Genomic DNA, 14,438 nt, shown 5'->3' on the forward strand with positions numbered 1-14,438 from the left:
CGCGCCAGATGACAACAGCCGCTCTCGCCTGTTCCCGCAGCGACCGGATGATCGCCCAATCATTGTTGGCCGGTTTGCTCACGGTCGTCGGGATCGGCGGCGCTGTGGCTCAGTCGCCGGCGCCGGCTCCGGCCGCGACCACGCAGCGGCCGCCGTTTGCGATCAGCGGCTGGCGTTACGAGCGCCGCGCTGACACACACCTGTTCCGTTGCGAGCAGCCGCAATGCGGTGCGGGTTCGAAGGTCAGCTACCGGTTTTACACCGGCGGAAATCAGATGACGCTGGACCAGTTCCGCGACAGCCAGAACCAGGTCATCAAGGCGCTGGAGCAGCGCACGCCCGGACAACGCATCACGCTGCTCGGCGTCGATGGCGACAAGGGCAGCTCGGTGCCGCGCATGTACAAGGCACGGCGCCTGACGGTGACGCCGGGCGGCGCGAGCGAGTATCAGGTCAATGGCTTGATGCTCGGCGCGCAAGGCTCGGCCAGCCTGATCAGTTCGGCGCGCGACGAGAAGGCCAGCAACGACAATTACGCAAAATTTGCCGCCGCAGTTAAGCTTGTGCTGGCCCCCAAAACCAGGTGATCCGATGAAATCAGCCGTCCTCGTCTTCCCCGGCATCAATCGCGAGCGCGACATGGCGCGCGCACTCAGGCTCGCATCCGGCAACGAGACCGCGATGGTCTGGCACGCGGAGACCGCGCTGCCCAAAGGCACCGACCTCGTGGTCGTGCCGGGCGGCTTCTCCTATGGCGACTATCTGCGCTGCGGCGCGATCGCGGCGCGCGCGCCGGTGATGGACGCGGTGCGCGACTTTGCCGCCAAGGGCGGGCTCGTGCTCGGCGTCTGCAACGGCTTCCAGATCCTCTGCGAGTCCGGCCTGTTGCCGGGCGTCTTGATGCGCAATGCCGCGCTGAAATTCGTCTGCCGTGACGTGCATATGAAGGTCGAGCGCTCCGACACCCCGTTCACCCGCGGCTACAATGCCGGCCAGGTGATCCGCGTGCCGGTGGCGCATGGCGAAGGCAATTACGAGGCGGACGAGGAGACGCTGAAGCGGCTCGAGGGCGACGGGCGGGTGCTCTATCGCTACTGCTCTGCCGATGGCGTCGTCGACGAGGCCTCCAACTTCAACGGCGCCGCGCATTCGATCGCCGGCATCGTCAACGAGCGCGGCAATGTGCTCGGCATGATGCCGCATCCGGAAAACCACGTCGAAGAGATCATGGGCTGCACCGACGGCCGCGGCCTGTTCGCAGGGCTGGTCCAGCAGTTCGAGAAGGCGGCCTGATCGCCATAGCGTTTTCGAGCGAAGTGAGGGCCGGTTCGCGTGAAGAAAACGCGTCAAAATAAGATGCTGCGACGGTGGTTCGCGGCGGCTGCCGCGTTGCTGCTTGCGACAACGGCGCAGGCACAGGATTTCCCGAAGCGCCCGATCACGATGATCGTGCCGTTCACGGCCGGCGGTACCTCCGACGTCATTGCCCGCGCCGTTGCCGACCAGATGAGTGCAGCGCTCGGCCAGACCATCATCATCGAGAATGTCGGCGGCGCCGGCGGCTCGACCGCGCTGACCCGTGCGGCGCGCGCCGAGCCGGACGGCTACACGATCGCGATCGGCAATGCCGGCACCAATGCGGCGACCTACACGATCTATCCAAAACTGTCGTTCACGCCCGATTCCTTCGCCCCCATTGCTGTGGTTGCCAAGACCTTCGGCATCGTGGCGCTGCGCAAGGATTTTCCGGCCAAGGATCTCAAGGAATTCATCGACTACGCCAAGAAGAACCCGGGCAAGGTCAATCTCGGCCATGCCGGCGTCGGCTCCTCGAACTACCTGATCTGCAAGAGCTTCGTGCACGCCGCCGGGATCGACGTGCAACTGGTCGGCTATCGTGGCGCGGCGCTGGCGCTGACGGACGCGATCGGCAGCCAGATCGACGGCGTCTGCGATGCCGCGGCCTCGGTGTCGCAGGCGATCGACGACAAGCTGGTGAAAGCGGTCGTGGTCGGCTCGACCGTGCGGCTCGCCTCGCTGCCGGAGCTGCCGACCTCGGCAGAGGCCGGACTGCCCGAGTTCGAGGCGCAGGGCTGGAACGGCCTGTTCGCGCCGAAGGGCACGCCGCCGGAGATCATCGCCAAGCTCAACGCCGCCGCGCGCACCGCGGTCGCAAGCGACGCAGTGAAGAAGCGCTTCGTCGACCTGTCGACAGTCGCCCCCGACGCCAATGAGCTCACGCCCGAGGCGCTGCAGCAGCTCGTGACCCGCGATGTCGCGAAATACCGCACGCTGCTCGCGGACGACAAGAAGTAGCGCCTCCGCGGCGTGCAACTCCCTATTGCGGACACAGTCTGCGGCAAGCCTGCATTCAGGTCTGATCGGGGATGCGGTCATGCGCCGTATGGTGTTGTGCTGCTGCGCCGGCATGGCGCTCGCCTGGCTCGTTGGCGGTGCCGCGGCCGGCGAACAGGCTGGCCTGATTTACTTGCCCTGGGCGAAGTTCTGTATCGGCAATGCCTGCTTTATCGGGCGAGATGGTCGATTGAAGATAGAGAACATCGACTGCGGACGGGTCGTCTCAGCCGCGCTCATCGCCCGCGCCGGCGATCCCAGGAAGACGTTGCGCGTCACCCTGCCGACCCGGGTGAAGGTGGAACGCGGCGTTCGGATCATCCTCGATCAGGGGCAGGCGATTGAGCGGCCTTACACGAGCTGTTTTGCCAGCGGCTGCATCGCGGACTACGACGCGGGGCCGGAACTGGTCGATCAGCTCAAGCAAGGGCATACGCTTGGCCTCGAGGCAATCGACAAGGCCAATTCGCCGATCAGCCTGATCGTACCGCTCGCCGGATTCGCTGATGCCTACGATGGACCCGCACAAGAGACGAAGGTGATCGAGCTTTCAAAGGAAGAATCAGAGCGCGCGAAGCGCGCCGAAGAGGAGCGCAAGTCCCGCTGTGGAGCGCAATAGGGACCATGAACCTCGACCGTTCCGTCCGCGACCAATGCAGGGATAGTCGCCTCCGTTTCACAATCTCTTCACGCTAGCACGGCCGGCATGGCAACCGGGGATTGTCGCAGTGTGCCGGGCACGTTATGACGAGGGCGATTGGGATGGTCTGTCCGGTTCGCTGGGATCCTCGAATGCCTGTCGCATTGGTCGTATTGCTGCTCGACATCACACTGATCTACCACGCCTCGCGCACCGGGCGCTTGCAGCCATGGGCCTTCATCATCCTGATGGTGCCGCTGATCGGCGCGCTCGCCTACATCGTCGTCGAGCTGATCCCGGAATGGTGGGGCGGACCGGGTGCCGCGCAGGCGCGCAAGCGCGTCGCCAACCGGCTCGATCCGGAGAAGCGGTATCGCGAATTGTCCGACCGGCTCGCAACGTCGGACACGATCGCCAACCGTGCGGCGCTCGCCGCGGAGTGTCACACCATCGGCCGCTTCGAGGAGGCGGAGAGCCACTACGACCACGTGTTGCGGCTGCCGCAGGGCGACGATCCTGCCTACGCGCTGGCCAAGGCGCAGGCCCAGTTCGCCAGGAAGCAGCCGGCCGAGGCGCTGGCGACGCTCGATGCCCTGCGCGAGCGCTGGCCAGATTTCGAGTCCGCCGAGGGGCATCTGCTTTATGCGCGTTCACTTGCCGAGATCGGACGGCTCGACGAGGCGCTGGAGGAATATCAGGCGGTGTCGCAGTATTTTCCCGGCGCGGAGGCGCGGGTCCGCTATGGCCTGCTGCTGCAGCTGGTCGGCCGCACCGCCGAGGCGCGGATGGTGTTCAACGAGTTGTTGATCCAGATGCGCCGCGCGCCGAAATACCTGCGCGACGCGCAGGCCGAGTGGCTCTCGATCGCCGAGAAACAGCTGTCGGCTTGAGCTTGGACTAAAGCCTTCGCAACCAGCGCTTCACGGCGTCGCCCGGCACCGTCATCGCGGCGACGCCGAACATGACCAGCACGAGTCCCAGCGCCAGGTTCGATGGCACGGATTCCCCGAGCAGGATGACCGACAACGCGACGCCGATCGGAATCCGCAAATAGCCTTGCGCATTGGTCGTGAGCGTGCCGAGCCGCGTCAGGCACATGTAGAACAGCATCAAGCCGAACGCGCTGGAGAAGATGCCCATCACGACGGTGGCGACCAGCGCCTGCGGCGTCGGGTGCAGTGTCCAGGGATGGTCGACGATCAGGGCGACCGGCAGCAGCACGGTGCCGCCGAACAGCAGCGAGCCGGCGGCGACCACCATCGGATCGTAGTCCGACAGCCGCAGCCCGAAGATCGTGGCGCAGGCGAACGAGACGGTGGCGAGCAAAATCGCGATCTCGGCGAAGATCTCCTTGCCGAAGCCCGAGAGCGCGTCGAGGCCGATAATCGCGACCGTGCCGGCGAGGCCGAGGATCGCGCCGACCAGCTTGAGCAGCGAGGCCGGCTCGTGCCGCGTGATCGCCCAGGTGATGAGGAAGGCGAAGATCGGCGTCGTCGAGGCCAGCACCACGGTGTTGGACGCCGGCACGTAGAGCTGCGCCCAGGTGATCACCAAAAACGGGATCGTCGAGTTGATGGTCTGCTGGAAGGCGAACAGCTTCCAGGCCTTGATGTCGGTCGGGATGCGGATGCCGCGGATCCGCAGCACCACGAGCAGGAAAGCGGCGGCGACCAGCGAGCGCGCCGAGATGAAAGTGATCGGCGGGATCGAGCCGAGCCCGATCTTGGTCAGCGGATAGGTCGAGCTCCAGCAACAGGCCAGCGCCAGCAGCAGCGCATAGTCGCGCCAGCCGCGCGCGCTCGGCGCCGGTGGAGTGGGCGTGATCGCGGGAGCCGGCACACCGCCCGTCTTGGCTCCTTGTTTGAGCACGTTCTGGATCATGCTCTCGCTGTGCTCTGCGGCACCTTGACTGGCTCCCCGCGCATTTAGCGCGCATGGAAACTGATACTTCGGGAGCTTACCCGAGGCCAGAGCAAGTTTGCGGCGCTTCGTGTCGTCTAATCCCGCGAGGCGGTATTCGACACGGCCGCTTCGGCATCCGTGGAGCCGGGATGTGGGCTCGTATCCGACGTCGTTTCCCACCAGTCGCCGAGCGCATCGATCAGCGGCACGAGCCGGTGGCCGGCCGGCGTCAGCTGGTATTCGACGCGCAGTGGATAGCCTTCGAACTCGGTGCGCTCGACGATGCCGGCGTCCTCCAGCTTGCGAAGCTCGAGGGTCAGCATCTTGTGCGAGATGGTCGGGTTGTCGCGGCGCAGGTCGCTGAAGCGCTTGGTGCCCTGCTTCAGATAATAGATCAGCAGCGTCGGCCAGCGGCCGCTCAGGATCTGCATCACTTCCTCGATCGGGCAACGGGAGACGAGAGATTTCATGGCGGCTCGTGGTTACAAAAAGGTGCGTAATTTACTTCATGGATGTGGCGAATAGGGTCCGGCTCCGCTGCGCAGCGTGATCGTCAGATCATCACCGGAGACCACATCATGGAACCTATCCTCATCTATGGCTTCCCGCTCGGAAGCTCCATGGGGCTCGTTGCAGCTCTCGAATGGCTGCGCAAGCCCTATCGCCTTTGTCGCGTCGACATGCTCGGCGAAATGCGCGATCCCTCCTATGCGCGGATCAATCCGCGGCACGAGACGCCGGCCTTCGTCACGAACCAGGGCAGGGTGCTCACCGAGAACATGGCGATCGCAAGCTGGCTCGCTGCGCGCGATACCGAACGCCGGATCAGCTTCGACCCTTTGTCGCCCGAGGCGGACCGGATGCATCAGCTGATGGCCTTCGTGAACACCGGCTTCACCGCGGCGTTCAGCCCGCTGTGGGCCGCGCTGGAGATGCAGACGCCGAACCCGGCGATGCAGTCGGCGCTGCGGCAATGGGGGCAGGGCAGTGTCGTGCAGCGGCACGACCGGCTCGAGGAACTGATCGGCGATGCGCCGTTCCTGCTCGGTGACCATCCGACATTGGCGGATGGGCTGCTGATCGGTGTCGCGCGCTGGCTCGATTTCCACGCCGTCGCCGACCGCAATCGCTGGCCGAAACTCGCGGCACTTCGCGCACGCCTCGAGTCCGATCCGGCCGTGATCTACGCGACCGCGCTGGAGCAGGGCGAGCACATCCCGGGAACGGGCGCCTGCGTCGGTCACCTTCCGCTTGCCGAGGTGATCGACCGGTTCGGCACGCCCGGCGCGTGACGAGTTCCGGCCGCCGGCGGGCCGGAGCCCCCTCGTCCGGCGCTCCGGCCTATGTTACAGTTTTGTGACTTGGCCCACACGCAGTTGCCGCTCTTGCTGCTAGGCTTGGCCTCATGACGAAGCATTTCAGATTACCGATCTTTTTCACTGCTCTGTTCGTCGCAACGCAATGCTTGGCTGCGGAGACGAAGGGCGCGGGCTCAACCTTCGTGTCGCCGGTGATGGCGAAATGGATCGATGCCTACAAGGCAAAGACCGGCAACAACGTCAGCTATCAATCGGTGGGCTCGAGCATCGGTGTCGGCCTGATCAAGAAGGCCGCCGTCGATTTCGGGACGAGCGATATGCCGCTTGATTCGAAGGAGCTCGACAAGCTCGGCATGATGCAATTCCCGATCGTGATCGGCGGCGTCGTGCCGGTCGTCAACATCGAGGGCGTCAAGCCCGGCCAGATCCAGTTCACCGGACAGCTGCTCGCCGACATCTATCTCGGCAAGATCAGGTCGTGGAACGATCCGGCCATCCAGGCCGTCAACCCCGATCTGAAGCTGCCGCGCACGGCAATCACCGTGGTGCATCGCCTCGATGGCTCGGGCACCACGTTCAACTGGTCGAACTACCTCGCCAAGGTCAGTGCGCAGTGGAAGGCGAGTATCGGAGAGGGCACGTCGGTGGAATGGCCGGTCGGGCTCGGCGGCAAGGGCAATGATGGCGTCGCCTCGCTCGTCAGCCTGATTCCCGGGTCGATCGGCTATCTCGAATATGCCTACGCGCTGCAACGGCTCGACCGGATTTCGTTCGGTCTGGTGCAGAACAGTGCCGGCAATTTCGTCACCCCGGACGCCGCATCATTCCAGGCGGCGGCGGCGAGCGCGGACTGGACGGCGACGCAGGATTTCAACCTGGTCCTCACCAACGCCCCTGGCGAAGACGCATATCCGATCACGGCCACGACCTTCGTGCTGATGCACAAGCAGCCGAAGTCGCCGGAGCGGTCCGCAACCGCGATCGATTTCCTGCGCTGGTCATTGGACAGCGGCAAGCCGCAGGCTCAATTGCTCAATTACGTTCCCTTGCCGGCCACGCTGGTCGAGCAGATCGAGCTTTATTGGCAGCACAATTTCGAGGCCGTCACGGCGTCGGCAGCGGCGCCTGGAAAGCGGTGAGGGATCGGCGGACGACGCGGACAAGCTACTTAAATCCGATCACCATCGAATCCGGACCGACAAGTGGTTCGACCCGCGTTCTCGAAAAGCCGGCTTCGCGCATCCAGGCCTGACAGTCTGCTCCCGTATAGTCGAACCCACCGGAAGTCTCGATCAGCATATTCAAGCTCATCAGAAGACCGAAAGCGTTTTCGCGGCGATCGTCATCGATGATGGCATCATAAACAATGACTGCGCCGCCTTTCGAGAGAGCATCGAATGCCTTGCCGAGCAGCGTCTTCTTCCCGGCAAGGTCCCAATCATGCAGGATGTGGCCCATGACGATGACATCGACGTCCGGAAGAGGGTCCTCGAAGAAGTTTCCGCTGCGAAACCGCACGCGGTCCGCCACCCCGCGCTGAGCGATAAACTCCTCGAAGACCGGCTTGACCACGGGAAGGTCGAAACCGATGCCGGTGAGGTGCGGATGGGCGTGGGCGAGAGTGGCAGGTACCATGCCCTGAGCGGAGCCGATATCCGCGAAAGTCTTGTACTCGCTCCACGGGAATTTGCCGGCAATGGCCTGGGCCGCGCCGGCGCTGATTGCGCTCATGGCGCCCAGAAATCCCCGCAGCCGATCCGGATCGGCATACATGGCCGCAAAGAAGTTGTCTCCTCCGCCCTTGCCCTCGTTCTGCAATTCGCCGCTGCGCAGCGCCTCGGTGAGCGATCCCCAGAAGCCATAGAGCCGGGCATTCGCCATCTCCAGGACGCCGCCGATGTAGGATGGCTTGGCTCGATCGAGATACAGGTCGGTGTCCGGGGTGTTGCTGTAGATGCCGTTCTCGCGCTCCAGCAGTTTGAGCGCCACCAGCGTATCGAGGAAGTCGCGGGCTGAACGCGGATGCAGCGCCAACTTGCTTTGAAGCGTCGGCAGGTCGGCTGGGCCATCGGCCAAGGTGCTGAACACGCCGAGTTCGACACCGCTCAGGAGCGTTTTGGATGACCAAAAGCCCAAACCAATCTGCATGATATGTTCCGGTGTTGCCGCGCTCATGACTTGATCCCAAATTGGTTGTTACCGCTGATGCAGCAGAGTGAGCATGTTCGGGCCTGGTGCCCCGAGATGGTGGCAGGGGCCCGACACGAGGTCATTTCAAATAACGGCGAATAAATTTGATTTTGGCATTTCGGCCTAGTGAATGCCATCGACGTCGAATTGGCGAGAAAAAAGAGCGATGGACGCCGGTCTGGCGTCCATCGCGTAACGCTTGCCTGAAATCCCGGCAGGAGGACCTAGCGCAGCACCTCGCTGAGCACCTCGCCGTCGACGTGATGCGGCGTGGTGCCGAGGATCCGCATGATGGTCGGCGCCACGTCGATATTGCGCATGTGCCGTACCACGGTGTCCTTGCGGATCTGCGGCCCCGCGGCGATGAACGTCGCGCTCATCACCGGAAGCTCGGGATCGTGACCATGGGCGCCGTAGAAGTTCGGCATCGACAGGGCGGTGGTGGCCGAATTGAACGGCGCATCGCCCTGGCGTGCGACGCCGGGGTTCTGGATACCGTCGAAGTTGTAACCCGGCGCCATCAGCGCGAACACGTCGCCATAGTCCTGGCCGACTGTCTTGCTGGTGCACTGTCCGGTACCGGCGTCGCATTGCAGCGGCCGGGTCTCGACGACGGTGAAGATGCGCTGATCCCTGAGCGAGTAGTTGAAGCGCGCATTGGGATCGACCGCGTTCTTCACCGCATCGGTGATCTGCGCCACCAGGGCACGATAGGTCGCCAGATCGACGGTGCCGCCGAGCTCGCGGTTCTGCAGGTTGACGTAGATGTCGGCGGCAGGACCCGAGGTGCGGATGCCGACCTTGCTGGTGTCGATGCCGGCGTTGCGCAGGATGTTGGTCAGGTTGACCGAGGTGTGGAACGGCGCGAAGCCGTGATCCGACACCACGACGACGTTGCTGTCATGGCCCGCCGCATCGGCGATCTGCTTCACCGCCTTGTCGGCGGTCTGGTAGGCGAAGCGGATGTAGGACGCATAGCGCTTGACCTTGGCCGGATCCTGGTTGGCACCGATCGAGTTCGGGTCGGTCGGGCTGGTGCCCTGGCGCGGATCGGTCAGCAGGAACTGGTGCTCGGAGCCGTCGGGCTGCTCGATATAGACCATCACGAGATCGGCATCCGGATGGGTCTTGACCGCGCGCTCGCCGATATTGGCCTGGTAGCGCACGAAGGTCTTGACCATATCCTCGAACATGGTCTCGATCTCGACATCGGGGAAGCCGGTGAAGCCCGGGCTCAGGCGCTCAGGAATGCGGAAATCGGCCTGCGGACGCCAGAAGCCGATGTTGTTGTTGATGTCGTCGACATCGGCGAGCACCGGCGTGTTGCGCGGGATGTAGTTGGCGCCGTAGCGGGCGAAGCGCACCACCGAGAGGTCCGGCGACAGCGCCGACACGAAGTAGGCGGCACCGACCTTCGCGCCGCTGCCCTCGAAGAAGAACGGTGCGTTCTCGCCGCCGAACTTGACGTAGGCGGGCCCGGTCGACGGCGCGTGGAACGGTCCCGCGGTGATGCCGCGGTTCTCGTCGAAGAACACCAGGGTGTCGTAATTCACCTTGCGATCATTTGTCGTGTCGATCGCGGCGACGCGGATCGAATATTTGACGTCGAGCGTCGATGCGCCGGTGCAGGTCGCGGTCGCAGCGGCCGAGCACGAAAACGTCTCGATCGGCGCCGAGGTCACCAGCACGGGGCTGAACGAGAAATGGCCCGCGGCCTGCAGCGCCGCCACGATGCCGGGATCGGCCGTGAAGTCGCTGCGCGACAGCGTGAAGCCCTGGGCGCCGATGCCGCCGAACGCGCCGAACGGTACTGTGAAGTCGGTGACGCGGGTCGGCTGGGCCGGCTGCACCACGGTCTTGTTGATGGAGATGTCGGCGCCGTCGCCACCGGGCCAGGTCGCGGTAACGACCTTCTTGCCCTGCTGGCGCAGCTGCACCCACAGCGGCTGCGCCGTCGGGTTTGCCGACGGCCCGAGCGGGCTCTCATTGTAGCCGCCGATCGGCGCCGCGAAGCCGCTGATGCTGCTGGAGATCGGCCCGACGATCGGCTGGAACGTGTTCGAAGGGATGTCGTTATGGACAGCCGTCGAACCGGTCGCGATCGCGATATGCGAGACCGCGGTGAGCGACGGTGACGCCGTCACGTTCTGCAGCGCCACCGCGCCGCGCCGGCTGAGCCGGGCGAGGCCGCCGTCGCGCGGCAGCACGCCTTCCTCAATGAATTTCTGGATGAAATCGGGTTTTGCGCCGTCGAGCGAGATCATCACCACGCGCGGCTTGCGGCCATGATGACCGCCGTCATGGTCTTGGTCCTGATCCTGACCGCGGGCATCGCTGCCGCGATCGCCATTATCGCCGTCCTGTCCGGCGCGCGCCGGAGTTGCGATCCATGCCAGCGATGCGACAAGCGACATCGCCGTCGTAACGGAAACGAACGTCTTCAATTTCATGAGAATGCCCCAACCTGGCTTGCGCGAATGCACAAACGGAAACCGTTCGGCAATCTACGGAGGCTTGGCTGACGGGCATGTGACGCATGCGCGACGACGCAACGACAGCACGTCGTCGCGTCACAACTGCAATGCGAATTGCTTCACGCGAAGAACGCGCGTGAACACAATGCGGTAGCGCTCGGCTTTCGATTCAATCCGTGCCGATGTAACGGCTGGATGACGACGTGCATTCACAGGCCTCGCGTATTCTCGCGCGAAGCGGTGGCGCGTGCGCTTACGCGGTCGGCTCCGCCGGAGCCTTCCGCTTCACGCGCTTGATGGTGCCGGAGAAGGTGAACAGCGGCCGCTCGGCCGAGGTCAGCATGCCGCGCACAAAGATCAGCGAGCCGCCGGCGCGGGTGACCTCGCCGGTGCATTCGATCAAATCGCCCTCGCGGGCCGCGTCGAGGAATTCCGAGGCGAACGAGACCGTGACGCCGGGGCCCTGGAGCACAGAAGCAGCAAGCGCGAACAGGCAGTAATCCGCAAAGGTCATGAAGCAGCCGCCATGGACGTTGCCGGAGCCGTTGAGGTGCTTCTTGGCGACCCGGAACGCGCAGGAGATGCGGCCGTTCTCGTCCATGCGGTGGTAAAACGGGCCGGTATGGGTCTCGAAATTGTCCCGCGTCCAGGTTCGCCAGCCGGCGAATTCGCCCTCGGTTTCGACATGCAGGTCGGGGCGGCGGTTGAATGCGGTGTTGAGTGCGGTCGGGGCGAGCTCGTTCACGAAATCTGGGCCTTCAATTATCGGGTTCGGGTCCTTAAATCCGATCCATCCCCATTGTGCAAATCCCGGGTGCCAACCCCGGGCCGCGTCCAACCGCCGCAAAGCTCTGGACAGGCCGGAAATGGGCCGTAAAAGGCCTTTTCGCCCCCGTTCGATCTACCTATTAAGGGTCCCATGACCGCGCCCAAGAATGATCCGAAGAACGAGCCCCAGATCACCCCCGAACTCGTCGCCGCCCACGGGCTGAAGCCGGACGAGTACGAGCGCATCCTCAAGCTGATTGGGCGGGTTCCGACCTTCACCGAGCTCGGCATCTTCTCGGCGATGTGGAACGAGCATTGCTCGTACAAGTCGTCCCGCATCCATCTGCGCGGGCTGCCGACCAAGGCGCCCTGGGTGATCCAGGGCCCCGGCGAGAATGCCGGCGTGATCGACATCGGCGACGGCCAGGCCGTGGTCTTCAAGATGGAGAGCCACAACCACCCGAGCTATATCGAGCCCTACCAGGGCGCGACCACCGGCGTCGGCGGCATCCTGCGCGACGTCTTCACCATGGGCGCGCGCCCGATCGCCTGCCTGAACGCGCTGAGCTTCGGCGCGCCGGAGCACCCCAAGACCCGGCACCTGGTGTCCGGCGTGGTCGCGGGTGTCGGCGGCTACGGCAATTCGTTCGGCGTGCCGACGGTCGGCGGGCAGGTCCGCTTCCATACCCGCTACGACGGCAACATCCTGGTCAACGCGATGGCCGTGGGCCTCGCCGATGCCGACAAGATCTTCTACGCGGCGGCCTCCGGCGTGAACATGCCGATCGTCTATCTCGGCTCAAAGACCGGCCGCGACGGCATCCACGGCGCCTCGATGGCCTCGGCCGAATTCGACGACGCCTCCGAGGAGAAGCGCCCGACCGTGCAGGTCGGCGATCCCTTTGCCGAGAAGCTGCTGCTGGAAGCCTGCCTCGAGATCATGGAAGCCGACTGCGTGATCGCGATCCAGGACATGGGCGCGGCCGGCCTGACCTGCTCGGCGGTCGAGATGGGCGCCAAGGGCGACCTCGGCGTCGAGCTTGACCTCAGCGCAGTGCCGACCCGCGAGACCGGCATGAGCGCCTACGAGATGATGCTCTCGGAGAGCCAGGAGCGCATGCTCATGGTGCTCAAACCCGAGAAGGAGCAAGAGGCCGAGGCGATCTTCCGCAAATGGGGGCTCGATTTCGCCATCGTCGGTTACACCACGCCGACCAAGCGCTTCGTCGTCAAGCATGGCGGCGACGTGATGGCCGATCTGCCGATCAAGGAGCTCGGCGACGAGGCGCCGGTCTATGACCGTCCGCATGTTGCCTCGAACGCGCTGCCGGTGATCCGCGGCCAGGACGTCAAGCCGCCGCTGGGCATCGCCGACGCGCTGGAAAAGCTGATCGGCACGCCCGAGCTGTGCTCGAAGCGCTGGGTGTGGGAGCAGTACGACCACGTCATCCTCGGCAATACCATGCAGCGCCCCGGCGGCGATGCGGCGGTGGTCCGGGTCGAGGACGGGCCGAAGGGGCTTGCGCTCACCGTCGACGTCACGCCGCGCTATTGCGAGGCCGATCCGTTCGAGGGCGGCAAGCAGGCGGTGGCCGAAGCCTGGCGCAACATCACCGCGGTCGGCGGCCGGCCGCTCGCGATCACCGACAACCTCAATTTCGGCAACCCGGAGCGGCCCGAGATCATGGGCCAGTTCGTCGGCTGTCTGAAGGGTATTGCGGAAGCCTGCGTTGCGCTGGACTTCCCGGTCGTCTCCGGCAACGTCTCGCTCTACAACGAGACCAACGGACGCGGCATCCTGCCGACGCCCTCGATCGGCGGCGTCGGCGTACTCGACGACTTCACCAAATCCGCGACCCTGGCGTTCAAGGCGGCCGGCGAGGCGATCCTTTTGGTGGGCGATACCCACGGCTGGCTCGGCCAGTCGGTCTATCTGCGCGACGTCTGCGGCCGCGAGGAGGGCGCTCCGCCGCCGGTCGATCTCGCCACCGAGAAGCGCAATGGCGACGTGGTGCGCGGCATGATCCGCGCCGGCACTGCGACAGCGGTGCATGACGTCTCCGACGGCGGGCTCCTGATCGCGCTCGCCGAGATGGCGATCGCGAGCGGCATCGGCGCGCAGCTGCTGGCGGCGCCGTCGTCCATCGTGCCGCATGCCTATTGGTACGGCGAGGATCAGGCCCGTTACATCGTCACCGTGCCCGCGGCGGATGCTGGTCTCGTGCTGGCCAAGATGAAGGGTGCAGGCGTGTCCTGCGCACGTATCGGCACCACGGGCGGCGATGCCATTGCGGTCGCCGGCGAGGCGCCGGTGACCGTTGAAAGCCTGTCCCGCGCCTTCGAGCACTGGCTGCCGAACTACATGCGCGGCACGGCCGCCTGATCCCGGCGGATCAGGCGTCACAAAGCAACGATCTCAACAGCGCGATGACCCAATCATCGCGCTGTTCTCTTTTGTTCAACTGCGATACCTGCGGATCGTGCGCTAGGTCGCGCCGCGGACCGCGCGCCACGCAAAGATGATGATGCAGGCGCCGATGAAGCCGGCAATGAGATAGCTGAGCCAGCCTCCGCCGAGCGACACGCCGATCAGACCCAACAGCCAGTTCGCCAGCGCGGCGCCGACGATGCCGAGGATGATGTTCATGAAGATGCCGGTTCCGGACTTCATGATCATCTCGGCGAGCCAGCCGGCCAATCCGCCGACGATGATTGCCGCGATCCATCCAACTTGAGGGTCGTTCATTCTGGGACTCCCTAGGTCAAGCAGTCCGGCCAGCATACCTGAGA

General features: G+C 64.7%; 14 protein-coding genes. 8 read left to right on the plus strand and 6 right to left on the minus strand.

Translation table 11 applies throughout. The features are described from left to right. Window positions 1-8: 8 nt before the first annotated feature. From FBZ93_RS29705 to FBZ93_RS29725, 5 genes are all read left to right on the plus strand, one after another. Window positions 9-587: a hypothetical protein gene (locus FBZ93_RS29705; protein ID WP_246667700.1), complete on the plus strand. Its 579-nt coding sequence runs from the start codon at window positions 9-11 to the stop codon at window positions 585-587. 4 nt (window positions 588-591) lie between these two features. Continuing rightward, window positions 592-1,293 (plus strand): phosphoribosylformylglycinamidine synthase subunit PurQ, encoded by a 702-nt coding sequence (purQ, locus tag FBZ93_RS29710; protein WP_146990948.1) that lies wholly within the window; start codon window positions 592-594, stop codon window positions 1,291-1,293. Between the two features lie 63 nt (window positions 1,294-1,356). Continuing rightward, entirely contained in the window at window positions 1,357-2,316 is a 960-nt protein-coding gene (locus tag FBZ93_RS29715) for a tripartite tricarboxylate transporter substrate binding protein BugD (RefSeq protein WP_146990950.1), read from the plus strand. A 79-nt stretch (window positions 2,317-2,395) separates the two neighbouring features. Further along, window positions 2,396-2,974: an invasion associated locus B family protein gene (locus tag FBZ93_RS29720; protein WP_167529269.1), complete on the plus strand. Its 579-nt coding sequence runs from the start codon at window positions 2,396-2,398 to the stop codon at window positions 2,972-2,974. A gap of 173 nt (window positions 2,975-3,147) precedes the next feature. Further along, the gene (locus tag FBZ93_RS29725) at window positions 3,148-3,885 is read left to right on the plus strand and encodes a tetratricopeptide repeat protein (protein WP_146990954.1); all 738 of its coding nucleotides are present in this window, start codon (window positions 3,148-3,150) and stop codon (window positions 3,883-3,885) included. A gap of 7 nt (window positions 3,886-3,892) precedes the next feature. Here the strand turns inward: FBZ93_RS29725 and FBZ93_RS29730 are convergent, their stop codons facing one another. Further along, on the minus strand, window positions 3,893-4,834 hold the full coding sequence (locus FBZ93_RS29730) for a DMT family transporter (RefSeq protein WP_146991193.1): 942 nt from the start codon (window positions 4,832-4,834) through the stop codon (window positions 3,893-3,895). A gap of 158 nt (window positions 4,835-4,992) precedes the next feature. After that, a complete protein-coding gene (locus FBZ93_RS29735) occupies window positions 4,993-5,367 on the minus strand; it encodes a winged helix-turn-helix transcriptional regulator (protein ID WP_246667701.1) in 375 nt (124 codons plus the stop codon). Between the two features lie 108 nt (window positions 5,368-5,475). On the opposite strand from FBZ93_RS29735, the gene FBZ93_RS29740 reads away from it, so the two are divergent. Then, window positions 5,476-6,189 carry a glutathione S-transferase family protein gene (locus tag FBZ93_RS29740; RefSeq protein WP_146990955.1) on the plus strand — a complete coding sequence of 238 codons (714 nt, stop codon included), beginning with the start codon at window positions 5,476-5,478 and terminating at the stop codon, window positions 6,187-6,189. Window positions 6,190-6,362: 173 nt separating this feature from the next. Next, a complete protein-coding gene (gene pstS / locus FBZ93_RS29745) occupies window positions 6,363-7,355 on the plus strand; it encodes a phosphate ABC transporter substrate-binding protein PstS (protein ID WP_246667702.1) in 993 nt (330 codons plus the stop codon). 25 nt (window positions 7,356-7,380) lie between these two features. On the opposite strand, the gene FBZ93_RS29750 is transcribed toward pstS, so the two are convergent. The 3 genes from FBZ93_RS29750 to FBZ93_RS29760 form a co-directional block, all read right to left on the minus strand. Next, the gene (locus FBZ93_RS29750; protein WP_146990959.1) at window positions 7,381-8,391 is read right to left on the minus strand and encodes a methyltransferase; all 1,011 of its coding nucleotides are present in this window, start codon (window positions 8,389-8,391) and stop codon (window positions 7,381-7,383) included. A 239-nt stretch (window positions 8,392-8,630) separates the two neighbouring features. After that, window positions 8,631-10,856: an alkaline phosphatase family protein gene (locus FBZ93_RS29755; protein ID WP_146990961.1), complete on the minus strand. Its 2,226-nt coding sequence runs from the start codon at window positions 10,854-10,856 to the stop codon at window positions 8,631-8,633. Between the two features lie 277 nt (window positions 10,857-11,133). Next, entirely contained in the window at window positions 11,134-11,625 is a 492-nt protein-coding gene (locus FBZ93_RS29760; RefSeq protein ID WP_050423598.1) for a PaaI family thioesterase, read from the minus strand. Between the two features lie 174 nt (window positions 11,626-11,799). On the opposite strand from FBZ93_RS29760, the gene purL reads away from it, so the two are divergent. Then, on the plus strand, window positions 11,800-14,031 hold the full coding sequence (gene purL, locus FBZ93_RS29765) for a phosphoribosylformylglycinamidine synthase subunit PurL (RefSeq protein ID WP_146990963.1): 2,232 nt from the start codon (window positions 11,800-11,802) through the stop codon (window positions 14,029-14,031). A 102-nt stretch (window positions 14,032-14,133) separates the two neighbouring features. Here purL and FBZ93_RS29770 read toward each other — a convergent pair whose 3' ends face one another. Further along, a complete protein-coding gene (locus FBZ93_RS29770; RefSeq protein WP_146990965.1) occupies window positions 14,134-14,394 on the minus strand; it encodes a GlsB/YeaQ/YmgE family stress response membrane protein in 261 nt (86 codons plus the stop codon). Window positions 14,395-14,438: the final 44 nt, after the last annotated feature.

The sequence above is a fragment of the Bradyrhizobium macuxiense genome, from assembly GCF_007993935.1.
In the GTDB taxonomy this organism is placed as follows: Bacteria; Pseudomonadota; Alphaproteobacteria; order Rhizobiales; family Xanthobacteraceae; genus Bradyrhizobium; species Bradyrhizobium macuxiense_A.

Coding starts and splice junctions, on each gene's coding strand:
- FBZ93_RS29705 (WP_246667700.1), top strand. CDS start 9: ATGACAACAGCCGCTCTCGCCTGTTCCCGCAGCGACCGGATGATCGCC.
- purQ (WP_146990948.1), top strand. CDS start 592: ATGAAATCAGCCGTCCTCGTCTTCCCCGGCATCAATCGCGAGCGCGAC.
- FBZ93_RS29715 (WP_146990950.1), top strand. CDS start 1,357: ATGCTGCGACGGTGGTTCGCGGCGGCTGCCGCGTTGCTGCTTGCGACA.
- FBZ93_RS29720 (WP_167529269.1), top strand. CDS start 2,396: ATGCGCCGTATGGTGTTGTGCTGCTGCGCCGGCATGGCGCTCGCCTGG.
- FBZ93_RS29725 (WP_146990954.1), top strand. CDS start 3,148: ATGCCTGTCGCATTGGTCGTATTGCTGCTCGACATCACACTGATCTAC.
- FBZ93_RS29735 (WP_246667701.1), bottom strand. CDS start 5,367: ATGAAATCTCTCGTCTCCCGTTGCCCGATCGAGGAAGTGATGCAGATC.
- FBZ93_RS29740 (WP_146990955.1), top strand. CDS start 5,476: ATGGAACCTATCCTCATCTATGGCTTCCCGCTCGGAAGCTCCATGGGG.
- FBZ93_RS29750 (WP_146990959.1), bottom strand. CDS start 8,391: ATGAGCGCGGCAACACCGGAACATATCATGCAGATTGGTTTGGGCTTT.
- FBZ93_RS29755 (WP_146990961.1), bottom strand. CDS start 10,856: ATGAAATTGAAGACGTTCGTTTCCGTTACGACGGCGATGTCGCTTGTC.
- purL (WP_146990963.1), top strand. CDS start 11,800: ATGACCGCGCCCAAGAATGATCCGAAGAACGAGCCCCAGATCACCCCC.
- FBZ93_RS29770 (WP_146990965.1), bottom strand. CDS start 14,394: ATGAACGACCCTCAAGTTGGATGGATCGCGGCAATCATCGTCGGCGGA.